The 21,891-nt window shown below is 67.9% G+C and carries 20 protein-coding genes; 9 read left to right on the top strand and 11 right to left on the bottom strand.

Annotation, left to right across the window (positions count from 1 at the left end; genetic code table 11):
* Nucleotides 1–17 precede the first annotated feature (17 nt).
* From gyrB to dnaA, 6 genes are all read right to left on the bottom strand, one after another.
* Nucleotides 18–2,078, bottom strand: coding sequence for a DNA topoisomerase (ATP-hydrolyzing) subunit B (gene gyrB / locus OHS59_RS22875; protein ID WP_328495266.1), 2,061 nt, complete (start codon nucleotides 2,076–2,078; stop codon nucleotides 18–20).
* 310 nt (nucleotides 2,079–2,388) lie between these two features.
* Nucleotides 2,389–2,934 (bottom strand): DUF721 domain-containing protein, encoded by a 546-nt coding sequence (locus OHS59_RS22870; protein WP_328495265.1) that lies wholly within the window; start codon nucleotides 2,932–2,934, stop codon nucleotides 2,389–2,391.
* A complete protein-coding gene (gene recF, locus OHS59_RS22865) occupies nucleotides 2,931–4,055 on the bottom strand; it encodes a DNA replication/repair protein RecF (protein WP_328495264.1) in 1,125 nt (374 codons plus the stop codon). The genes OHS59_RS22870 and recF overlap by 4 nt, the downstream gene beginning before the upstream one ends.
* Nucleotides 4,056–4,157: 102 nt before the next feature.
* Entirely contained in the window at nucleotides 4,158–5,033 is an 876-nt protein-coding gene (gene gnd, locus OHS59_RS22860; RefSeq protein WP_328495263.1) for a phosphogluconate dehydrogenase (NAD(+)-dependent, decarboxylating), read from the bottom strand.
* Between the two features lie 129 nt (nucleotides 5,034–5,162).
* Complete coding sequence (gene dnaN / locus OHS59_RS22855) at nucleotides 5,163–6,293, bottom strand: DNA polymerase III subunit beta (RefSeq protein WP_328495262.1); 1,131 nt, start codon at nucleotides 6,291–6,293, stop codon at nucleotides 5,163–5,165.
* A gap of 1,116 nt (nucleotides 6,294–7,409) precedes the next feature.
* Complete coding sequence (gene dnaA, locus OHS59_RS22850) at nucleotides 7,410–9,296, bottom strand: chromosomal replication initiator protein DnaA (RefSeq protein ID WP_328495261.1); 1,887 nt, start codon at nucleotides 9,294–9,296, stop codon at nucleotides 7,410–7,412.
* A 420-nt stretch (nucleotides 9,297–9,716) separates the two neighbouring features.
* Here dnaA and rpmH point away from each other — a divergent pair, with 420 nt between their 5' ends.
* The 9 genes from rpmH to OHS59_RS22805 all read left to right on the top strand — a co-directional run bounded on the left by rpmH (nucleotide 9,717) and on the right by OHS59_RS22805 (nucleotide 16,773).
* Nucleotides 9,717–9,854: a 50S ribosomal protein L34 gene (rpmH, locus tag OHS59_RS22845; protein WP_055512249.1), complete on the top strand. Its 138-nt coding sequence runs from the start codon at nucleotides 9,717–9,719 to the stop codon at nucleotides 9,852–9,854.
* A 20-nt stretch (nucleotides 9,855–9,874) separates the two neighbouring features.
* Nucleotides 9,875–10,246 carry a ribonuclease P protein component gene (gene rnpA, locus OHS59_RS22840; RefSeq protein ID WP_328495260.1) on the top strand — a complete coding sequence of 124 codons (372 nt, stop codon included), beginning with the start codon at nucleotides 9,875–9,877 and terminating at the stop codon, nucleotides 10,244–10,246.
* Nucleotides 10,243–10,608 (top strand): membrane protein insertion efficiency factor YidD, encoded by a 366-nt coding sequence (gene yidD, locus OHS59_RS22835; RefSeq protein ID WP_328495259.1) that lies wholly within the window; start codon nucleotides 10,243–10,245, stop codon nucleotides 10,606–10,608. Before rnpA ends, yidD begins: the two co-directional genes overlap by 4 nt.
* Before the next feature lie 3 nt (nucleotides 10,609–10,611).
* Nucleotides 10,612–11,898, top strand: a complete 1,287-nt coding sequence (gene yidC, locus OHS59_RS22830) for a membrane protein insertase YidC (protein WP_328495258.1) — start codon at nucleotides 10,612–10,614, stop codon at nucleotides 11,896–11,898.
* Between the two features lie 15 nt (nucleotides 11,899–11,913).
* Nucleotides 11,914–12,426 carry a Jag family protein gene (locus tag OHS59_RS22825; RefSeq protein ID WP_328495257.1) on the top strand — a complete coding sequence of 171 codons (513 nt, stop codon included), beginning with the start codon at nucleotides 11,914–11,916 and terminating at the stop codon, nucleotides 12,424–12,426.
* 139 nt (nucleotides 12,427–12,565) lie between these two features.
* Entirely contained in the window at nucleotides 12,566–13,282 is a 717-nt protein-coding gene (gene rsmG / locus OHS59_RS22820; protein ID WP_328495256.1) for a 16S rRNA (guanine(527)-N(7))-methyltransferase RsmG, read from the top strand.
* Nucleotides 13,283–13,656: 374 nt separating this feature from the next.
* Entirely contained in the window at nucleotides 13,657–14,730 is a 1,074-nt protein-coding gene (locus OHS59_RS22815) for a ParA family protein (protein WP_328499315.1), read from the top strand.
* Nucleotides 14,727–15,830 (top strand): ParB/RepB/Spo0J family partition protein, encoded by a 1,104-nt coding sequence (locus OHS59_RS22810; protein WP_328495255.1) that lies wholly within the window; start codon nucleotides 14,727–14,729, stop codon nucleotides 15,828–15,830. The genes OHS59_RS22815 and OHS59_RS22810 overlap by 4 nt, the downstream gene beginning before the upstream one ends.
* A 325-nt stretch (nucleotides 15,831–16,155) precedes the next feature.
* Nucleotides 16,156–16,773, top strand: coding sequence for a GNAT family N-acetyltransferase (locus OHS59_RS22805; protein ID WP_328495254.1), 618 nt, complete (start codon nucleotides 16,156–16,158; stop codon nucleotides 16,771–16,773).
* Nucleotides 16,774–16,872: 99 nt separating this feature from the next.
* Here the strand turns inward: OHS59_RS22805 and trxA are convergent, their stop codons facing one another.
* The 5 genes from trxA to OHS59_RS22780 form a co-directional block, all read right to left on the bottom strand.
* Complete coding sequence (gene trxA, locus OHS59_RS22800; RefSeq protein ID WP_328495253.1) at nucleotides 16,873–17,205, bottom strand: thioredoxin; 333 nt, start codon at nucleotides 17,203–17,205, stop codon at nucleotides 16,873–16,875.
* A gap of 43 nt (nucleotides 17,206–17,248) precedes the next feature.
* Complete coding sequence (trxB, locus tag OHS59_RS22795; protein WP_328495252.1) at nucleotides 17,249–18,217, bottom strand: thioredoxin-disulfide reductase; 969 nt, start codon at nucleotides 18,215–18,217, stop codon at nucleotides 17,249–17,251.
* A gap of 194 nt (nucleotides 18,218–18,411) precedes the next feature.
* Nucleotides 18,412–19,362, bottom strand: coding sequence for a hypothetical protein (locus OHS59_RS22790; RefSeq protein ID WP_328495251.1), 951 nt, complete (start codon nucleotides 19,360–19,362; stop codon nucleotides 18,412–18,414).
* Nucleotides 19,359–20,069, bottom strand: a complete 711-nt coding sequence (sigM, locus tag OHS59_RS22785) for an RNA polymerase sigma factor SigM (protein WP_328495250.1) — start codon at nucleotides 20,067–20,069, stop codon at nucleotides 19,359–19,361. The genes OHS59_RS22790 and sigM overlap by 4 nt, the downstream gene beginning before the upstream one ends.
* A 27-nt stretch (nucleotides 20,070–20,096) precedes the next feature.
* Entirely contained in the window at nucleotides 20,097–21,821 is a 1,725-nt protein-coding gene (locus OHS59_RS22780; protein ID WP_328495249.1) for a protein kinase family protein, read from the bottom strand.
* Nucleotides 21,822–21,891 lie beyond the last annotated feature (70 nt).

Here is a 21,891-nt window from a genome sequence, read left to right as displayed (position 1 = left end):
GGTCAGCTGAGACCGACTCAGATGTCGAGGAAGCGGACGTCCTTGGCGTTGCGCTGGATGAACGCGCGGCGTGCCTCGACGTCCTCGCCCATCAGGACCGAGAAGAGGTCGTCGGCCTGTGCGGCGTCGTCGAGCGTGACCTGGCCGAGCACGCGGTGCTCCTGGTCCATGGTCGTGATGCGCAGCTCCTCGGCGTTCATCTCACCGAGACCCTTGAAGCGCTGGATCGAGTCCTCCCTGACGCGCTTGCCGGCCTGTCGGCCGAGCTCGATCAGGGCGTCGCGCTCACGGTCCGAGTACGCGTACTCGAAGTCGTCGCGACCCCACTTGATCTTGTAGAGCGGCGGGCGGGACAGGAACACGTGCCCGGCCTCGACCAGCGGCCGCATGAAGCGGAACAGAAACGTCAGCAGCAGGGTGTTGATGTGCTGGCCGTCGACGTCGGCGTCCGCCATCAGGATGATCTTGTGATAGCGGAGCTTCGCGATGTCGAAGTCCTCGTGGACCCCGGTACCGAAGGCCGAGATCAGCGCCTGGATCTCCTGGTTCTGCAGGATCTTGTCGATCCGCGCCTTCTCGACGTTGAGGATCTTGCCTCGGATCGGAAGGATCGCCTGGTACTGCGGGTTCCGGCCGGACTTGGCCGAACCGCCGGCGGAGTCGCCCTCGACGATGAAGATCTCGCACTTGGTGGGGTCGTTCGACTGGCAGTCGCTCAGCTTGCCCGGCAGCGACGCCGTCTCCAGGAGCCCCTTGCGGCGGGTGAGGTCACGCGCCTTGCGGGCCGCCACGCGCGCGGTGGCCGCCTGGATGGACTTGCGGATGATGTCCGCGGCCTCGTTCGGATTGCGGTCCAGCCAGTCGCTGATGTGCTCGTGGACCACCTTCTGCACGAAGGTCTTCGCCTCGGTGTTGCCCAGCTTCGTCTTGGTCTGGCCCTCGAACTGCGGCTCGCCCAGCTTGATCGAGATGATCGCCGTCAGACCCTCGCGGATGTCGTCGCCCGTGAGGTTGTCGTCCTTCTCGCGCAGCAGCTTCTTGTCGCGCGCGTACCGGTTGATGAGACCGGTGAGCGCCGCACGGAAGCCCTCCTCGTGCGTACCGCCCTCGTGGGTGTGGATGGTGTTGGCGAAGGAGTACACACCTTCGCTGTAGCCGCCGTTCCACTGCATCGCGACTTCGAGGGAGAGCATGCGCTCCTTGTCCTCGGCCTCGATGTCGATCACCGTGGGGTGGATGACCTCGCCCTTGCGGGAGTTGAGGTACGTCACGAAGTCGACGATGCCGCCCTCGTAGTGGTACGTGACGGACTTGACCTCCACGGGCTCGTCCGCACCGGCCTCGTCGGCACCTACCGTGGCCTTCGCCGAGTCGCGCTCATCAGTGAGTTTGATGGTCAAACCCTTGTTGAGGAACGCCATCTCCTGGAAGCGCCGCGACAGCGTCTCGAAGGAGTAGTCCGTGGTCTCGAAGATGTCCCCGTCGGCCCAGAAGGTGACCGACGTGCCGGTCTCGTCCGTGGCCTCGTGCTCGGCCAGCGGGGCCGTCGGGACGCCGAGCTTGTAGTCCTGCGTCCAGCGGCGTCCTTCGGTCCTGATCTCGACGGCCACCTTGGTGGACAGCGCGTTCACGACGGAGACGCCCACGCCGTGCAGACCACCGGAGACCGCGTAACCGCCGCCGCCGAACTTGCCGCCCGCGTGCAGCACGGTCAGGACGACCTCGACGGCGGGCTTGCCCTCGGAGGGGACGATGCCCACCGGGATGCCGCGGCCGTTGTCGATGACGCGCACGCCACCGTCGGGAAGGATCGTGACGTCGATCGTGTCCGCGTGACCGGCCAGCGCCTCGTCGACGGAGTTGTCGACCACCTCGTACACGAGGTGGTGGAGTCCGCGCTCACCGGTCGAGCCGATATACATACCGGGTCGCTTGCGGACCGCGTCCAGACCTTCGAGGACGGTGATGGCGCTGGCGTCGTACGAGGCCGTGACCTCGCCGTTCGAGGAGTGGGACCCGCTTTTCGCGGCCGCGTCGGTGGACGGGATGTTCTCGTTGGGGTTGCCGGAATCGGCCACGAAGCGCCCTTTCTGGCACAGCACAGGCCGGCTTCCGGGCGGTTGGCCGGAGCGGCTGCGGCGTGTTGCGTTGGTAAGCCTTTGTCAGCGTTGCTCGGTGTGACCCACGACTGGGGCGGGATTAGCTTCCAGTCTACCGGTAGCGCCGACAGTGATGGGGGTTTGCCGGTACCTGAGTCCGCATGTGCCGCCCTGAACCGGTCTCCACCGACTCCCCATATGTGGACCCGGGCTCAAAGAGGCGCAGAGCGGCACTCAGCGCTTCGGGATGTCAACCCCCCGCTACGGAGGGCATACCGCCCGGTCTGGCTCACCCGTAGGTGTCACCGGGGCCCGTGCTGCCAGGGGCGCGCAGGGGGCCGTAGCGGTGCACGGGGCCCCCGGGGCCCAGCACCTTGATCAGCCGCACCGTGCCGTGACCGAGGTCCTCGTTCAGGCGCGCGACCAGCTGCGGAGCGAGCAGCCGCAGGTTGGTGGCCCAGGCCGTCGAGTCGCACCGCACGATCAGTACGTGCTCGTCCTCGTCGTACTTCTCCGGTACGCAGTGCTTGGCCAGGTCGTCCCCGACGATCTCCGGCCAGCGGCCCATGACCCCGCCGACGGCGGCCGGGGCCTCCCAGCCGCGCTCGGTGATGAGGCGGTTGATGGCGGACCCGAGGGCCATGGGATCGCGCCCGTCGGCGTGCGCGCCGGAGCGAAAACCTCCACGACGCGCCTGCTTCTTGTCCTGCACGGCGTTCCCACGCGCGCGTGCCTGCTCCTTCGCCGCGCGCAGCGCCACGCGCGCGAGGTCGACACCGGACGGTTCGGGAGCGTCCTTCGGCTTGTCCCCGGGCCCCGGTGTGTTCTCGCTCATACCCGCTCCACCGTGCCCTCGGACACGGCGTACCGCGTCCCCGTCAGCACCCCCGGCACGTCGTCGTCGACCGCGGCCGTCACCAGGACCTGCTCGGCGGGGGCCACCAGTTCGGCGAGGCGTTCGCGGCGACGGGTGTCCAGCTCGGCGAACACGTCGTCGAGGACCAGCACCGGCTCGTTGCCCTCGGCCCGCAGCAGGTCGTACGAGGCCAGGCGCAGCGACAGCGCGTACGACCAGGACTCGCCGTGCGACGCGTATCCCTTCGCGGGCAGCTGGCCGAGTTTGAGCAGTAGTTCGTCCCTGTGGGGGCCCACGAGCGTGACGCCCCGCTCGATCTCCTGCTTCCGGGACTCCGCCAGGGCCGCCATCAGCTGCTCGTACAGCTCCTCGCGCGCGTGGCCGGTGATCCCGGGCGAGGAGGGCTTGTACTCCAGGGCCACCGGGCCGCCGCCGGGCGCGAGCTGCTCGTACGCCTTGTCGGTGAGCGGCTGGAGCGTGGCGATCAGATCGAGTCGCTGGGCGAGCAGCTCGGCGCCGACGCGCGCGAGGTGCTCGTCCCACACGTCGAGTGTGGACAGGTCCATCGTGCGGCCGCCGTGGCGGCGGGCGAGCGCCGCCGACTTCAGGAGCGTGTTGCGCTGCTTCAGGACCCGGTCGTAGTCCGAGCGCACGCCCGCCATCCGCGGAGAGCGCGCGGTGATCAGCTCGTCGAGGAAGCGCCGGCGCTCCCCGGGGTCGCCCTTGACCAGCGCCAGGTCCTCGGGCGCGAACAGCACGGTCCGTACGATGCCGAGCACGTCACGGGGTCTGACCTGCGAGGACCTGTTGATGCGGGCGCGGTTCGCCCTGCCGGGGTTGAGTTCGAGCTCCACGAGCTGCTGGCGCTCGCCCTGGCGGATGTTGGCCCGGATGATCGCCCGCTCGGCGCCCATCCGTACCAGAGGCGCGTCGGACGAGACCCGGTGGCTGCCGAGGGAGGCGAGATAGCCGACCGCCTCGACGAGGTTGGTCTTGCCCTGTCCGTTGGGCCCCACGAACGCGGTGACGCCCGGGTCGAGCGGAACCTCGACCCGGGCGTACGAGCGGAAGTCGGCCAGCGACAGATGCGTGACGTGCATGGTCGTTCGCCGACCTCCCCCGGAGCTGTGGATCCGCGGAGCGGACCCGTGGACTGCTTCTTCTCCCGAACCGCGGCCGGAATCCTCCCGGCCGCCTCCGGGTTACTTCTTCTCTACGGCGTGGCCGCCGAACTGGTTGCGCAGTGCCGCGATCATCTTCATCTGCGGCGAGTCGTCCTGGCGGGACGCGAAGCGGGCGAAGAGGGAGGCGGTGATCGCGGGCAGCGGGACCGCGTTGTCGATGGCCGCCTCGACGGTCCAGCGGCCCTCGCCGGAGTCCTGCGCGAAGCCGCGCAGCTGAGCGAGGTGCTCGTCCTCGTCGAGGGCGTTGACCGCCAGGTCGAGGAGCCAGGAGCGGATGACGGTGCCCTCCTGCCAGGAGCGGAAGACCTCGCGCACGTCGGTGACGGAGTCGACCGCCTCCAGGAGCTCCCAGCCCTCGGCGTAGGCCTGCATCATGGCGTACTCGATGCCGTTGTGGACCATCTTGGAGAAGTGCCCGGCGCCGACCTTGCCGGCGTGCACGAACCCGGCGTCGCCCTCGGGCTTGAGGGCGTCGAAGACGGGCTGGACCTTGGCGATGTGCTCGGCGTCGCCGCCGACCATCAGCGCGTAGCCGTTCTTGAGGCCCCACACGCCGCCGGAGACGCCGGCGTCGACGAAGCCGATGCCCTTGGCTGCCAGCTCCTCGGAGTGCTTCTCGTCGTCCGTCCAGCGCGAGTTGCCGCCGTCCACGACCACGTCACCGGGCTCCAGCAAGTCGGCCAGCTCGTCGACGGTGGACTGCGTCGCGGCACCGGCCGGAACCATCACCCACACCACCCGCGGCGCTTCGAGCTTGCCCACAAGCTCCTCAAGGCTGTGGACATCGGCGAGGTCCGGGTTGCGGTCGTATCCGATGACGGTGTGACCTGCGCGGCGGATGCGCTCGCGCATGTTGCCGCCCATCTTGCCGAGGCCGACGAGACCGAGCTCCATCAGGTTGTTCCTTCACTAGCGATGTGGCAGGAGGGCACTTTCGTACCTGCGTCCGAGCCTAAACCCGGACTCTCCTGCACACCTGTGGGCATAGCCGCTCAGACGTACGCCCCCACCTGCGGCTCTTCGTCAGCCGCTGAGCCGCACCGGCATGATCAGGTACTTGTAGGCCTCGTCCGCCTCGGCGTCCAGCGCGGGCTTGCCGCTGAGGAGCGCCGGCTTGGTGGAGGTCGTGAAGGAGAGCTGCGCGACCGGGGAGTCGATGGCGCTCAGACCGTCGAGCAGGAACGTCGGGTTGAAGGCGATCGAGACGTCGTCGCCCTCCAGCTGGGCGTCGACCCTCTCCACAGCCTGTGCGTCGTCGCTGGAGCCGGCCTCCAGGATCAGCACGCCCTGCTCGAAGCTCAGGCGCACCGGGGTGTTCCGCTCGGCGACCAGGGCCACACGCTTGACGGCCTCCACGAAGGGGGCGGTCTCGATGACGGCGATCGAGTTGAACTCCGTCGGGAACAGCGAGCGGTACTTCGGGAGGTCGCCCTCCAGCAGACGCGTGGTCGTGCGCCGGCCCGCTCCCTCGAAGCCGATCAGGCCCTCACCGGCTCCGGAGCCGGACAGCGCCAGGATCACGCTGTCGCCGCTCGTGAGCGCCTTGGCGGTGTCCAGGAGCGTCTTGGCGGGCACCAGGGCGACGGCGGACGCCTCCGGGTTCTCCGGCTTCCACAGGAACTCGCGGACCGCGAAGCGGTAGCGGTCGGTGGACGCCAGGGTGACCGTGTCGCCCTCGATCTCGATGCGCACACCGGTGAGGACGGGCAGCGTGTCGTCACGGCCCGCCGCGATGGCCACCTGGGCCGCGGCCGAGGCGAAGACCTCACCGGGGACGGTGCCGGTCGCGACCGGCATCTGCGGCAGCGACGGGTACTCCTCCACAGGCAGTGTGTGGAGGGTGAAGCGTGAGGAGCCGCAGACCACGGTCGCCCGTACACCGTCTGTGGAAATCTCCACCGGCCGGTTGGGGAGGGCGCGGCAGATGTCGGCGAGGAGGCGGCCGGAGACGAGCACCGTGCCCTCCTCGTCGATCTCGGCGTCCACGGAGACGCGTGCCGAGACCTCGTAGTCGAAGCTGGAGAGGCTCAGTGCGCCCTCCTCGGCCTTGAGAAGGAGGCCGGCGAGCACAGGCGCCGGTGGACGGGCCGGGAGGCTGCGTGCCGCCCAGGCCACTGCCTCCGCGAGTACGTCGCGTTCCACCCGGATCTTCACCGTTGCCGCCTCCGTCTGTTGCCGGCGCTCTCGCCCTGCTTGGCCTTGGTCGTCTGACTCGGCGTCGCTCAGCCCACCGATGGGCCGGTCGCCGGGGACCAGTCTGACGCACCGCACTGACAGTCGGTGCCCCTCGGGGTCAAGTCGTTCCGAGCGGCAGCCGAGGCGCCGAGCGTGAGTTGTGCACAGCCCAGGCTTCTAAACGATTCCCATGCTCTCTCTAGTTGCTAGTAGTAGTAGGGGCTGTGGATACCGTGGATAACCCCGTTTTCGCAGCTCAGAGCAGGTTTTTTGTCCACCGACCCTGTGGGTGGAGGCGGTGGATAACACGCCTCTTCTGTGGACGACGAAAAGTTCTGCACACTCCGTGCACAGGCGGGGGGTAGTTCTCCCCAGCGCCGTCCCCAGCTTTACCCACGTTCCCCACAGCCCAACCCGGCACCTTCGTGTGACGCCTTTCACTCGACCCGGTGAGATCGCGCGTCGCGTTGCCGAACAGTGGACAGCGATGTGGAGAAGCTGACGATCACTGGGGACAACTGGCCCTAGCCTGTGGGTCGCCGGTGGACAACTGACCGCACAGCCTGTGGATCAATTCTTTGTCCACAGCCTGTGGAGATCTTTTGTCCACGGATCCACAGGCGGCTGAGCTGGGCTGATGCCTTTTCAGCAGGTGACCCTGTGGACACGATCTGGACAACTTCCCAGTCCCCAGGGTGTGGACGCGAAAAAGTACCCGAATCTGTGGAGGGCGGCCGTAACCCGGCGCGTATTCGAACAGCCGATGGCTGTCGGGTAACGGCGGAACGGCTCCGGACGGGGTGCGGACCGGGTCCGGGAGGGCCCCGGGAGGCATTTCGGAGGGGTTCCGAGGGCCTGAAGAGGGTGCCGGAGCCTCAAGGGAGCGGTCCTCAGGACACGTACGGGAGCGCTTGAGGGAGTCCGAGGGTGTCCGAGACGGTCGCGGACCCCTGCGAGGACCCGTGCGCGGACCCCTGCGAGGACCCGTGCCGAGGACCCCGGTCGAGGACATCTGCTGAGGACGTCCGCCGGGACGGCGAAGGCGCCCTCGGGAACGAGTCCCGGGGCGCCTCCAGTGACGTACCGCCGTGGGTGTCAGCCGTTCTTGATGCGGTTCGTGAGTTCGGTTACCTGGTTGTAGATCGAGCGGCGCTCGGCCATCAGCGCGCGGATCTTGCGGTCGGCGTGCATGACGGTCGTGTGGTCGCGGCCGCCGAACTGCGCCCCGATCTTCGGCAGGGAGAGGTCCGTGAGTTCGCGGCAGAGGTACATGGCGATCTGGCGGGCCGTCACCAGGACCCGGCTGCGCGAGGAGCCGCACAGGTCGTCCACCGTGAGGCCGAAGTAGTCGGCGGTGGCCGCCATGATGGCCGGCGCGGTGATCTCCGGTGACGAGTCCTCGCCACCGGGGATCAGGTCCTTGAGGACGATCTCGGTGAGACCGAGGTCGACCGGCTGCCGGTTGAGCGACGCGAACGCCGTCACCCGGATCAGCGCGCCCTCCAGCTCGCGGATGTTGCGCGAGATGCGGGACGCGATGAACTCCAGCACCTCGGGCGGGGCGTTGAGCTGCTCCTGCACCGCCTTCTTACGGAGGATGGCGATACGGGTCTCCAGCTCGGGCGGCTGGACATCCGTGATCAGACCCCACTCGAAGCGGTTCCTCAGGCGGTCCTCCAGCGTCACCAGCTGCTTGGGCGGCCGGTCGCTGGAGAGCACGATCTGCTTGTTCGCGTTGTGGAGCGTGTTGAAGGTGTGGAAGAACTCCTCCTGCGTCGACTCCTTGTCCGCCAGGAACTGGATGTCGTCGACCAGCAGGATGTCCATCTCGCGGTACCGCTTGCGGAAGCTGTCGCCCTTGCCGTCGCGGATGGAGTTGATGAACTCGTTGGTGAACTCCTCGGAGCTCACGTAGCGCACCCGCGTGCCCGGGTAGAGGCTGCGCGCGTAGTGCCCGATCGCGTGCAGCAGGTGCGTCTTGCCGAGACCCGACTCCCCGTAGATGAACAGCGGGTTGTACGCCTTGGCCGGCGCTTCGGCGACGGCGACCGCGGCCGCGTGCGCGAAACGGTTCGAGGCACCGATGACGAAGGTGTCGAAGAGGTACTTCGGGTTGAGGCGCGCGGTGGGCTCACCGGGACCCGTCGCGGGCGCCGGCTGCGCGGCCAGCGGGCCCGGTGCGCCGCTGGAGGCGGGCAGCGAGGAGCCGACGGGGCCGCCGCGGTGGACATGGCCCATGCCGGACGGGGACGGCGGCTCGGACCGGTCACGGCGGTCCTGGCGCTGGTCGTAGTCCGAACGCTGGTCGTAGTCGGACCGCTGCTGCTCGTAGTCGGAGCGCTGGTCGTACGGGGAGCGGCCCGGCTGCTGCCGGTAGTCCCGCGGAGGGGACGCGTAGGGGTCACGGTCGGGGAAGCCGAGCCGCTGCTGCTGCCAGCCGTAGTCGTCCTGCGGGGGGCGCGGCCAGGCGCCGGGGTCGGGGCGCTGGTAGTCGGGGTACGCGGGACGGGCCGTCGGGAGCTGGTCCTCGTGGGAGGACTGCTGCTGGTCGGGGCGGCCCTGCGGACGGTCGTCCATACGGCTGTCCGCGCGGTGGCGGCCGTATCCGCGGTAGCCGTCGCGGTCCTGCGAGGGAGGGCGCTCGGGCTCCTCGTATCGCTGCTGCGACTGCTGGACGGGCGGCGCCGGCGGCGTGGGGGACTCCCCGACGGAGTCGTCGACGGTGATCGCGATCCGGATCGGACGGCCGCACTCGCGGGTCAGCGTCTCGCTGACGATCGGCGCCAGGCGCCCTTCGAGAACGCCCTTGGCGAATTCGTTCGGGACCGCGAGCAGTGCGGTGTCCGCCACCAGCGCCAGCGGCTGGCAGCGCTTGATCCAGTGCTCGTCCTTCGTCTCGACACCCTGGCCGCGGCCCTCGCCGAGAAGTTGCTCCAATACTCGTGGCCACACTGCGGCAAGATCGGCAGGTACGTCAGCCACAGGGCACGCTCTCTCACGGGTCCCACGAACGTGTGATTCCTGGGACGGGTTGGGTTGGAACTCGGTGGGCGGGGTGGACGAAGCAGCTGGAGCGGCCGGAACGAATGAGCTGGAACGGAGAGAAGGGAACGAACCGGAGTCCGGCCACGGTAGTCAGGGCGACCCATGCGGTTCAAGTTGTTGTCCCCAGCCTGTGGATAGTGTCTCCTGGGCAACGCCGGTTTGACCGGATGGCGCAGCCGCGCGTACCGTGACCAGGTCGAGTTGTCGATGGCTGCTGCCGCCTGCCTCCGATGGGCACAGATCGCGAAGAAGTGATCGGGAAGCGGTGCACTCGGGCGTAATGCGAGCTACTCGTGGGCGCACGGTGACAGCCAGGACGGCACCTCCGCCGCCACCGATTCTTTCTGGAGCCCCCGAGTGAGCAAGCGCACCTTCCAGCCGAACAACCGCCGTCGTGCCAAGACCCACGGCTTCCGCCTGCGGATGCGTACCCGTGCCGGCCGCGCGATTCTCGCGAACCGCCGTGTCAAGGGTCGCAGCAGCCTGTCCGCCTGATTACCTAAACAGGTCATGACGTGCTGCCTTCCGAGCATCGGCTGAGGCGGCGCGAGGACTTCGCGACCGCGGTACGCCGAGGACGCCGGGCCGGACGCCCGCTCCTCGTCGTCCACTTTCGTAGCGGTGCAACGGACCCGCACGTGCCGGGGGAGAGCACTCCCCCGACGCGTGCGGGTTTCGTTGTCAGCAAAGCCGTGGGCGGAGCCGTCGTACGCAACAAGGTGAAGCGTCGGCTTCGCCATCTGATGCGCACGCGAGTGGCTCAGCTGACCCCCGGTAGCCTGGTAGTCGTACGAGCGCTGCCCGGTGCGGGCGACGCCGACCATGCACAGCTGGCCCGAGACCTGGACGCCGCCCTGGAGCGGCTGACGGGAGGGGGCGCGCGATGAAGTACCCGCTGCTGGCTCTCATCAAGATGTACCAGTGGACCATCAGCCCGTTGCTCGGGCCGGTGTGCAAGTACTACCCGTCGTGCTCCCACTACGGGTACCAGGCCATCGACCGGCACGGTGCGATCAAGGGAACGGCACTCACCGCCTGGCGCATCCTGCGGTGCAATCCGTGGTCGCCGGGCGGTGTGGACCATGTCCCGCCGCGCAAGCGTCCGCGGTGGCACGAAATGCCGCGCAACGCCTGGCGTGCACGCAAGGGCGGGAACTCCGCCGCCGAACCGGCCACCGAGGGGCACGGTATGTCCAACCATCCCTCAAGCCCGGCCGCCGAGACCCCGTCCCATGCTCAAGGAGCCTGATTAGTGGACACGATTGCCGGTATTTTCAGCTTCATCACGACACCCGTTTCCTGGGTCATCGTCCAGTTCCACTCGGTGTACGGCGCCATCTTCGGCCCCGACACGGGCTGGGCCTGGGGCTTGTCCATCGTGTCCCTGGTGATCCTGATCCGTATCTGCCTGATCCCGCTCTTCGTGAAGCAGATCAAGGCCACTCGGGCGATGCAGACGCTGCAGCCCGAGATGAAGAAGATCCAGGAGCGCTACAAGAACGACAAGCAGCGTCAGTCCGAAGAGATGATGAAGCTGTACAAGGAGACGGGCACCAACCCGCTTTCCTCGTGCCTTCCCATCCTGGCGCAGTCACCGTTCTTCTTCGCCCTGTACCACGTGCTCAACAGCATCGCGTCGAACGACACCATCGGCGTGATCAACAACCGACTGCTGGAGAGTGCGCAGAAGGCGCACATCTTCGGGGCTCCGCTGGCCGCGAAGTTCACGGACAGCGACGCCAAGGTCCAGGCACTGGGCTCCTCGATCACCGACGTGCGCGTCGTCACGGCGATCATGATCGTCCTGATGTCGTTCTCGCAGTTCTACACGCAGCGTCAGCTGATGACGAAGAACGTCGACACCACGGTGAAGACGCCGTTCATGCAGCAGCAGAAGATGCTCATGTACGTCTTCCCGATCATGTTCGCCGTCTTCGGTATCAACTTCCCCGTCGGTGTCCTCGTCTACTGGCTGACCACCAACGTGTGGACCATGGGCCAGCAGATGTACGTGATCCACAACAACCCGACGCCGGGTTCCAAGGCCCAGGCCTCCTACCTGGAGCGCCTGCACAAGCACGTCACGCAGCACGGCAAGACGCGCGGACGCGGGGAGAAGGCCATCGTCAAGGCCATCGTCGCCAAGGGCCGTGACCGCAACGACTTCGAGCGCAAGTTCATCAACGGCCTGACCAAGGCGGGTCTGGCCGCACAGGCCGACGGCACTGTGGTGAAGAGCGAGGCCTCGACCCTGGTCGAGACCGAGGACGGCACCCCGGCGACCGGCGCCGTTCCCAAGCGCCAGCAGCCCAAGCGCCAGAGCAAGTCCCAGCGGCAGGCCGGCACGGTCCAGGGCGGTGGCAAGGCGGCGGGCGAGTCCGAGCCGAAGACCTCCCTCACCAAGTCCGACGAACCGCAGGACGCCAAGCCCGGCCCCAAGCCGGCGGGCGGCAAGTCCGCGTCCGGTGGCACCCGCAGCAAGGCCCAGTCCGGACAGCGCAAGGGCCCGCAGCGGCCCAAGTCCCCGTCCAAGAAGTAAGAAGGAGTCCATCCCGTGACGGAAGGCACCACCTCCGCTGCCCCTGAGGGTGGCGACACCCTGACCCGCCTGGAGCAGGAGGGCGAGATCGCGGCCGACTACCTTGAGGGTCTGCTGGACATCGCCGACCTCGACGGCGACATCGACATGGATGTCGAGGCCGACCGTGCGGCTGTCTCGATCATCAGTGATTCCAACAGCCGCGACCTGCAGAAGCTGGTCGGGCGCGAGGGAGAGGTGCTGGAGGCACTCCAGGAGCTCACCCGCCTGGCCGTGCACCGGGAGACCGGGGACCGCAGCCGACTGATGCTGGACATCGCGGGCTATCGCGCCAAGAAGCGCGAGGAACTCTCCGAGCTGGGCGCGAAGACCGCGGCCGAGGTCAGGAGCTCCGGCGAGCCGGTGAAGATGGCGCCGATGACGCCCTTCGAGCGCAAGGTGGTGCACGACGCCGTCAAGGCGGCCGGCCTGCGCAGCGAGTCCGAGGGCGAGGAGCCGCAGCGCTTCGTCGTCGTGCTCCCCGCCTGATCAAGCACGTCGTACTCCCGGCCCCGTCTGTGTCCGCAGGCGGGGCCGAGTTCTGTCAGCCCGATGTTTCTCGATAGTTCCTGATAGTCCTGGTAGTCAGCGCGCAGTGCGCTCAAGCGGTACGGAAGGACGGTTCCCCGTGACGGAGGCAGCGGAGCTCCCCCCTGCGCCCGAGCAGGCTCGGGCGGTATTCGGTGATCGCTTCGCGGACGCGGTTCGTTACGCGGAGTTGCTGGCCGACGTGGGAGTTCAGCGCGGTCTGATCGGTCCCCGTGAAGTGCCTCGTCTGTGGGAACGGCACCTGCTGAACTGCGCCGTGCTCTCGGAAGTGGTTCCTGAGGGTGTGACCGTGTGCGACGTCGGCTCCGGAGCCGGTCTGCCCGGCATCCCCCTGGCCCTCGTCCGCACAGACCTCAAGATCACGTTGCTTGAGCCACTGCTGCGGCGCACGAACTTTCTCAGCGAGGTGGTCGAGCTGCTGGGGCTCGACCACGTCACCGTCGTCCGTGGTCGTGCCGAGGAGGTCCTCGGCACGCTGCCTCCGGTCCACGTGGTGACGGCCCGGGCCGTGGCTCCACTGGACCGCCTCGCGGCCTGGGGAGTCCCGCTCCTGCGTCCCTACGGGGAAATGCTGCTCCTCAAGGGCGACACGGCGGAGGAAGAGGTCAAGAGCGCCGGAGCCGCACTGAGCAAGCTCGGAGCCGTCGACACCTCTGTGCTGCACGTCGGTGAGGGCGTCGTGGAGCCTTTGGCCACCGTGGTGCGTGTGGAGGTCGGGGAAAGCCCCGGCGGTGTGCGGTTCGCGGCCAAACGGGCGAAGGCAGCACGGACGGGAAGGACCAGGAGGCGTCGCTGACGGCCGTCCGGCGAGGATTCCGGATTCCGGCTGTACGTCGTCAGGACGGAACCTCGCGGAATGATCCGTCCTGACGACGAGACGTACTCCACACAAGCTGCCCAACCTATGGACGCCGGAGTGTCGCGCGGTGGCGGCCCTGCGCGCTGTGCATCGTGTTTCACGTGAAACGTCGCTCACTGCTGCACGGCATCATCAGTCGCGGCCGCGCCGCGGCCGAACCCCGCGACCGCAACCCTCTGGGATCCCTGGGGTCTCACAAGAAAAGACCCTCTCCCGAGACGAACATGTCCCCCGGAGAGGGCACGGAGTTGTCCACAGAGGTGGTTTTCTCCACAGAAGCACGGGCCTCGCTGGTTCACGACCCCGAAGGCATGGGAGGCTCTGTTCATTGCGAGCCTGAAGTCGAGGAGAGTGAATCCTTGCGGTCCGACGCCAACATCGCGGGACCGATGACCGATCCGGTCCCCGGTCCCCGAACCGAGTCGATGGGGGACGATGTTTCACGTGAAACACCGCCCCCGATGGACGACACTCCGATCGGTCGTGCTGCCCAACTTGCTGTGGAGGCTCTAGGTCGAGCCGGCGAGGGCCTGCCACGGCCCGAGCAGACCCGCGTCATGGTGGTTGCCAACCAGAAGGGCGGGGTCGGAAAGACCACGACCACGGTCAACCTTGCTGCCTCCCTCGCGCTGCACGGCGGCAGGGTCCTGGTGATCGATCTGGATCCTCAGGGCAACGCGTCCACTGCGCTGGGGATCGACCATCACGCCGAAGTTCCATCCATCTATGACGTGCTGATCGACAGCAGGCCGCTCTCCGAGGTTGTCCAGCCGGTCCCCGACGTCGAGGGTCTCTTCTGTGCGCCGGCCACGATCGATCTCGCCGGTGCGGAGATCGAGCTGGTGTCCCTGGTGGCACGTGAGAGCCGCCTGGAACGAGCGATCCTGGCGTACGAGCAGCCGTTGGACTACATCCTCATCGACTGCCCGCCCTCCCTGGGACTGCTGACGGTCAACGCGCTCGTCGCGGGTGCCGAGGTTCTCATCCCGATCCAGTGCGAGTACTACGCCCTGGAGGGTCTGGGCCAGCTGCTGCGCAACGTGGACCTTGTACGGGGGCACCTCAACCCCAACCTGCACGTGTCGACGATCCTGCTCACCATGTACGACGGCAGGACCCGCCTGGCATCTCAGGTCGCCGACGAGGTGCGCACCCACTTCGGTGAAGAGGTACTGCGAACGAGCATTCCGCGCTCGGTCCGTATCTCTGAAGCCCCCAGCTATGGGCAGACGGTGCTGACCTACGACCCAGGATCGAGCGGCGCCCTCTCATATCTTGAGGCGGCACGGGAGATCGCACTGCGCGGAGCCGGCGTGGCCTACGAAGCGCAGCATGCCCACATGGGCGCACACAACGAACAGAGCATGGTGGAGGGGATCCAGTGAGCGAGCGACGGAGGGGGTTGGGCCGTGGTCTCGGCGCACTGATCCCTGCTGCCCCGACAGGGGAGAAGGCGGTGCCTCCGGCGATGGGCGGAGCGTCCGCGTCTCCGGGAGCCGTACCGGTGCTCACCGCGGAGCGTGGGGTGGCGGCGGCCAAGGTCGCCGCACTTCCGCCCGCGCAGGTTTCACGTGAAACAGAAGAGCCGTCGGTGAGCGTGTTCGGGGAGGCTCCGGCAGAGCCTGTGGGAGCGTACTTCGCTGAGCTGCCTCTCGACTCCATCACGCCGAACCCGCGTCAGCCCCGAGACGTGTTCGACGACGACGCTCTCGCCGAACTCGTCACCTCCATCAAGGAGGTCGGTCTTCTCCAGCCGGTTGTCGTACGGCAGGCGGGACCGACGCGCTATGAGCTCATCATGGGCGAGCGGCGCTGGAGGGCCTGCCGTGAGGCGGGGCTGGAGGCCATCCCGGCGATCGTGCGAGCCACGGACGACGAGAAGCTCCTCCTGGACGCTCTTCTGGAGAACCTGCACCGGGCTCAGCTGAATCCGCTGGAAGAGGCTGCCGCCTACGACCAACTGCTCCAGGACTTCAACTGCACGCACGACCAGCTGGCGGACCGCATCGGGCGCTCACGCCCTCAGGTCTCCAACACCCTGCGTCTGCTGAAGCTCTCGCCGTCGGTTCAGCGTCGTGTGGCTGCCGGAGTTCTTTCTGCCGGGCACGCGCGGGCTCTGCTCTCTGTCGCGGACTCGGAGGAGCAGGACCGTCTGGCTCATCGGATCGTGGCCGAGGGTCTGTCGGTCCGGGCCGTCGAGGAGATCGTCACCCTCATGGGTTCACGGCCGCAGGCGGCTCCGCGTTCCAAGGGGCCACGGGCCGGTTCCCTGCTCTCCCCGGCGCTGAACGATCTGGCGACTCGTCTCTCGGATCGTTTCGAGACCCGGGTGAAGGTCGACCTCGGCCAGAAGAAGGGCAAGATCACCGTCGAGTTCGCGTCGGTGGAGGACCTTGAGCGGATCCTCGGCTCACTCGCTCCTGGTGAGGGGCCGGTTCTGCAGAAGAGTCTCGTGGACGACGACTCAGAGGACACGGAGTCCTGAGTTTCGGCCGGTCGGTCTATTCCGTCCGGCCGACCTGCGGAGCGGGCCATGTCCGGTGTGTACCGGAACACGGCCCGCTCTTTGCTTTCTGTCGGTATCGATGGAATCGCATCGTGGATACGATGCGTTCGGGTATGGCGCATTCACCTGGCAGTACCTTCTGTGGGGAGGCGGAGGCCATGCGAACGGTGAGCCGCACAGGACTGGTGAGCGCGGGTCTGGGGCTCGGTGCGGTCGGCGGGTTCGTCGGCAGCCTGCTCAGGGAACGGAGCGCTCTGACAGCCGCCCGCGATGCCGCAGGCGAAGGAAGCGAGGAACTGCCTTCATGGGGCGCCGGCTCGTACCGCTCACGCTGGACAACCTTCAGGACCTTCCCCAGCGCTGTCGCGCGTGTGTCTTCTGGGAGTTGGACCCAGTCAGCGGCCAGGCCGCGGTAAAGGCAGGCACTCCGGATCTTGAGAAGGAGGCGTGGATCTCCGCCGTTCTGCTGGAGTGGGGATCCTGCGGCCGGGTCGTCTACGTGGACGACATGCCGGTGGGCTTCGTGTTGTACGCACCGCCCGCCTACGTACCGCGCTCGACGGCATTTCCCACCAGCCCGGTCTCGCCCGACGCGATCCAGTTGATGACGGCCTTCATCCTGCCCGACTTCCAAGGGCAGGGGCTCGGGCGGGTGATGGTCCAGACGGTCGCCAAGGATCTGCTGCGGCGGGGCTTCAAGGCCATCGAGGCTTTTGGGGACGCCCGGTGGAAGGAGCCCGCCTGTGTCCTTCCCGCCGATCACCTGTTGGCGGTGGGCTTCAAGACCGTCCGGCCGCACCCGACGTACCCGCGTATGCGTCTGGAGCTACGAACGACGCTCTCCTGGAAGGAAGACGTGGAGCTGGCGCTCGACCGGTTGCTGGGGGCCGTACAGAAGGAACCAGCCCTGCGCCCTTTGTAGAGCGCGCTGCGCTGAACATGCGGATGGGCCAACCCGTCCGGGTTGGCCCATCCATGTTTCACGTGAAACATCGCCGCCCGCGAGCGACGGCTTGCCGAACTACTCGGCGATGAATTCCTCAAGGTCCCGCACGATCGCGGCCTTCGGCTTCGCACCCACGATGGTCTTGGCGACCTCGCCACCCTGGTAGACGTTCAGGGTCGGGATGGACATGACGCCGTACTTGGCGGCCGTACCCGGGTTCTCGTCGATGTTGAGCTTGACGATCTCGATCTTGTCGCCGTACTCGGCGGCGATCGCCTCAAGGGACGGCGCGATCTGGCGGCACGGACCGCACCAGGCGGCCCAGAAGTCCACCAGTACGGGCTTGTCGCTCTTCAGGACGTCCTGCTCGAAAGAGTCATCGGTCACGTGCTTCAGGGTGCCGGCCACGGCGGGCTCCTTAACTGGTTGGTGCGGTGGGGCGGACGGGGGGTCAGACGGTGGTCTTCTCGGGCTCCGCAGCCTCGCCGTCCGCGAGGGCGGCGAGGAAACGCTCGGCGTCGAGAGCGGCGGAGCAGCCGGTGCCGGCCGCGGTGATCGCCTGGCGGTAGGTGTGGTCGACGACGTCGCCGGCGCCGAAGACACCCGTCAGGTTGGTGCGGGTCGAAGGCGCCTCGACCTGGAGGTAGCCCTCGCCGTCCAGTTCGAGCTGGCCCTTGAAGAGCTCCGTGCGCGGGTCATGGCCGATCGCGATGAACAGGCCGGTGACGGGCAGCTCGGACGTCTCACCGGTCTGCAGGTTGCGCAGCGTCAGGCCGGCGAGCTTCTGGTCGCCCTGGATCTCGGCCACCTCGCTGTCCCAGACGAACTTGATCTTCGGGTCGGCGAAGGCACGCTCCTGCATCGCCTTGGAGGCGCGCAGCGTTCCGCGGCGGTGGACGATGGTCACGGACTTGGCGAACCGGGAGAGGAAGGTGGCCTCCTCCATGGCGGTGTCGCCGCCGCCGATCACAGCGATGTCCTGGTCCTTGAAGAAGAAGCCGTCACAGGTCGCACACCAGGAGACGCCGCGTCCGGAGAGGGCGTCCTCCTTGGGCAGCCCCAGCTTGCGGTGCTGCGAGCCGGTGGTGACGATGACGGCCTTCGCCCGGTGCACGGTGCCCGCGGTGTCCGTGACGGTCTTGATCTCACCGCTGAGGTCGACCGAGACGATGTCGTCCGGAATCAGCTCGGCACCGAAGCGCTCGGCCTGTCCCCGCATGTTGTCCATGAGCTCGGGGCCCATGATGCCGTCCTGGAAGCCGGGGAAGTTCTCCACCTCGGTCGTGTTCATGAGGGCACCACCCGCGGTGACGGCGCCCTCGAAGACCAGCGGCTTCAGTGACGCGCGCGCGGTGTAGAGCGCCGCCGTATAGCCGGCGGGCCCGGAGCCGATGATGATCACGTTACGGACGTCGGTCACGGCTTGATTCCTCGTCTCTGGGGACTGCTACGTACGACCGGGGGAGCTTCTTTCGGAACTCTCACCCCACCCAACGGATCCTAAGGGGCGCGCATTCCCACTGTGTCCGGGCACACGAAGAGGAGTCACCGCACAGGGAGGCCACGACCGGGGCGAAGCGTGCCCACGGCGGTCGGTGGCGAAGCCCAGCAGGCTCAGTCGCGCGGGTAGGAGTGCTCCAGCAGGACCTTGCCGGCGGAGATCGACGGCTTGTCCACACAGGCGGAGTCGACGACGTACGCCGTGACCTGGGTCCTGTCGGTGGCGGTCGGCAGCACTACGAGAAACGCCTCCGTGCCCTCGTAGGCACCCCTCTTGTAGGCGAGCGGATCCGCATCGCGGCCGATCCCCTGCATGACGCAGCCGGGCACCGATTCCGTGGGTGTGTTCAGGATCCTCGGGCCATCGGCGGATGCGGAGCCATTGGGGCGGGAGCTGCGAGGACCGCTGTCCTTCTCTTCCTCCGCCTTGGCAAGGAGATCCGCGACCTGACTCTCCAGCTTCTCCCCGGCGAAGGTGTTCACGGAGTCGCTCTGGGTCGGGGATGCGGACGCGGAATCGTTGTCCGAGCCGTCGCTTCCCATCGACTGGATGAGCAGACCTCCGAGGCCCAGTGCGGCAGCCGTGAACATGGCGCCCAGGACGACGGTGCTGCGGCGACCACGACGCGGACGGTTCGTACGACCGGGTCCGGTGGCGGCACGGGAGTGTCCTGCGGGGCGGTCGGTCACGGTCGATGTTTCACGTGAAACATGACCACCGGCGCTCGCGCCCTCGCGTTCGTCGTCGGCCTTCGGGCGGGAATCACTCGCGGACGACGGGGCGCCCGCGTCTGAGGCGCCGGGAGCCGTGGCATTCAGCAGGGCTTCGGCGGCGAGAGCGGCGTCGATGCGTCCCGCGACGTCATCGGGCATGCGCAGGGGGCCCGGCAGTGTGCCGAGCATGCCGCGGATCTCTTCCAGCGAGTCGTACACGTCGGCGCAGAGCGTGCAGTCGTCCAGGTGGCGTCGTACATCCGCTGAACGGGACGGGGGGAGCAGACCTTCGGTGAGGTCGGAGATCTCCGTGACTTCCGGGTGCCCGGCCGTGTCGGTCGTGGATGTCACGCTCGCCCACCTCCGCCCTTCACAGCAGCTGAATCGCTTGGTCCGTCATGTGGTCCCGCTGCGGGTGGGACGGATGTCCCCTGCGTACGGTTCCTTACCTCGCTCGACTTCTTGCTCGGTCTGTCGCTCCCGCTGTCCGTGCGCAGGTGTTTGAGCAGCGGGAGAAGTCTGGCTCTGCCACGGGCACAGCGGCTCTTGACCGTGCCGGTCGGCACGTCGAGCAGGCTGGCGGCTTCCGCCACGGGGTAGCCCTGCATGTCCACCAGGACGAGCGCGGCCCGCTGGTCGGCGGGCAGGGTGCCCAGCGCCGCCACCAGCTCACGGTGCAGATCATTGCGCTCGGCCGGCGCGGAGGCCGACTCGTGCGGCTCCAGAAGCTGCTCCAGGCGTTCGGTGTCGTCCACGGGAGAGGTCTTCCTGGAGGCCGTCTTGCGGGCGCGGTCCAGGCAGGCGTTCACCGTGATCCGGTGCAGCCAGGTTGTGACGGCCGACTGGCCGCGGAAGGTGTGTGCGGCCCGGTAGGCGGAGACGAGAGCGTCCTGGACGGCGTCAGCGGCTTCCTCACGGTCGCCCAGCGTCCGCAGGGCCACCGCCCAGAGCCGGTCGCGGTGACGCCGCACGAGTTCACCGAAGGCGTCGGGGTCGCCCTCGACATGACGGGCGAGGAGGTCTTGATCGCTTACTTCGCTGTAGGCGCCGTCCGCCATCGAACCCCCTCCCCCTCGGTGAACTGCTCAGCCGGTGAACTTCACGTCGGTGATCGCCTGCTTGTAACCGGCGCCGCTGAACTGGTCGCCGGCCGCATTCGGTACCGCGGTGATCCAGACCAGAACGTACCGGGTCTTCACTGCCTTCTTGGCGGAGATCTTCAAGTCCGTGGTGCTGGTCGTGCCGGACGCGATCTTCGTCATCGAACCCAGACTCTGGGAGGACGACAGTGAGTTGGCCGCGTACAGCGTGGCCGTCGTGTGGTCGCCCGCGTAGTACAGCCCTATCGAGGCCGCCGACACGTCCTTCTTGGACCCGAGGTCGTAGACGATTCCGACGCCCTGCTTGAAGGGCGCCAGCTTGGGACCGCCCCTGTAGGAGTACGTCCTCCAGTACGTGGAACTGTCCTTGTCGTACGTCAGGCCCGCGTCACCCGCGTGCTGGGGCTTGCCGTCCGGGTAGTACTCCGCGGCGTCCTGGATCGTGAGCGGCCTGGCCGGCTTCGTCTTGTCGCCGCTCTTGTCGTTGTCGTCCGTCGTCCGGGTGTCGCCCGTCTCGTCGGACTTCCCGTGGTCCATGAGCGCGTCGGCGAGCTGCCAGCTGCCGAGGCCCAGCGCGGCGATCAGCAGCGCGGACACGGCCCACTTGAGGGCCTTGCCGGTGCGGGTCTGCAGCGGGGGAATCGGCGCCGGCATCGCCTGGGTGGCCCCCGGGTGCGGCGCCGGGCGGCCGTAGTTGCCCTGCTGGTACGTCGTGCGCTGATACTCGGGCGGCGCGGTGAACGCAGGCTCGGGCGGACGGATGCGGGGCATCTCACCGATCGCCTTCACCAGTTCCTCCGGCGTGGTGCACGGAGGCTCCTGGCGGGACGCGGTCGCACCGTCGTTGACGAGCGCGCGCATCGCCAGCTCGGACAGGCCGCGGTGCACGCCTGCCCGTACCTGGTCGGGCGGGATGAGACCGACGCCCTTAGGCAGCCCGGACAGTCCGTACGCGTCGTCCTCGTACGGCCAGCGCTGGGTCAGCGTGGCGTACAGCAGGGCGCCGATCGCCTCTGTGTCCGTGCGCTGCGGGGTGTCGGAAGTGATGCCGCGCAGCGCGGCGTTCACGGCGAGGCCCCTGATGCGCCACTGGCCGGACGAGGTGCGCAGCACGGCGCCCGGGGTCAGCTTCAGATGGGCCAGCCCCTCGCGGTGCGCGGCGGCCATCGCCTGGGCGACCTGGCTGACCATCTGGTACGCCTCGTGCACCTCCAGCGTTCCGGCGGCCAGGAGCGTCGTCAGCTCCGTGGCGTCGGGCAGCCATTCGTGCACCACATAGACGAGGTCGTTCTCCTCGACCGCGTCCAGGACCTGGACGAACCGGGGATCGCCCAGCAGGGCGGACGAACGGGCCGCCGCGAGGACGGAACGCGCTCGTGGATGGTCGGCGGGCAGCAGGTGCACACCGACCGCGCGGCGGAGTTTCTCGTCCACCGCACGCCAACTGCTGAAACCGTCCAGACGGGTGACGCACTCCTCCAGGCGATAGCGCCTGGCGAGTTTGTGACCACTGTGCAACTCGGGCGGTGAAGTCCTGCCGGGGCTCTCGTTCGCCCCGCTCCCCTGTGCCTCTTCGCTCTCCGAGCTGTCCGTGTCCCGCTCCCGGTTCTGGGCCACCCCGTCGGCCGTGGACTGGTCCGCCTTCGCGGTCAGCGGCTCATCGCCGCTGCTGTCCGCCACGTCGACGGCAGCCGTGCTCCGTTCCGCCACCGTCGCTCCTGCCTCCCCATCCGTTGCACGCTGTCCGACGCCAAAGCCAATTGTGCCCACAGTCCGCCCC

The organism is Streptomyces sp. NBC_00414 (genome assembly GCF_036038375.1).
In the GTDB taxonomy this organism is placed as follows: domain Bacteria; phylum Actinomycetota; class Actinomycetes; order Streptomycetales; family Streptomycetaceae; genus Streptomyces.
This window is presented reverse-complemented; position numbering and strand designations above follow the sequence as displayed.

Coding starts and splice junctions, on each gene's coding strand:
- OHS59_RS22870 (WP_328495265.1), bottom strand. CDS start 2,934: ATGAGCGAGAACACACCGGGGCCCGGGGACAAGCCGAAGGACGCTCCC.
- recF (WP_328495264.1), bottom strand. CDS start 4,055: ATGCACGTCACGCATCTGTCGCTGGCCGACTTCCGCTCGTACGCCCGG.
- gnd (WP_328495263.1), bottom strand. CDS start 5,033: ATGGAGCTCGGTCTCGTCGGCCTCGGCAAGATGGGCGGCAACATGCGC.
- yidD (WP_328495259.1), top strand. CDS start 10,243: ATGAAGTACCCGCTGCTGGCTCTCATCAAGATGTACCAGTGGACCATC.
- OHS59_RS22815 (WP_328499315.1), top strand. CDS start 13,657: ATGGGAGGCTCTGTTCATTGCGAGCCTGAAGTCGAGGAGAGTGAATCC.
- OHS59_RS22805 (WP_328495254.1), top strand. CDS start 16,156: ATGGGGCGCCGGCTCGTACCGCTCACGCTGGACAACCTTCAGGACCTT.
- sigM (WP_328495250.1), bottom strand. CDS start 20,069: ATGGCGGACGGCGCCTACAGCGAAGTAAGCGATCAAGACCTCCTCGCC.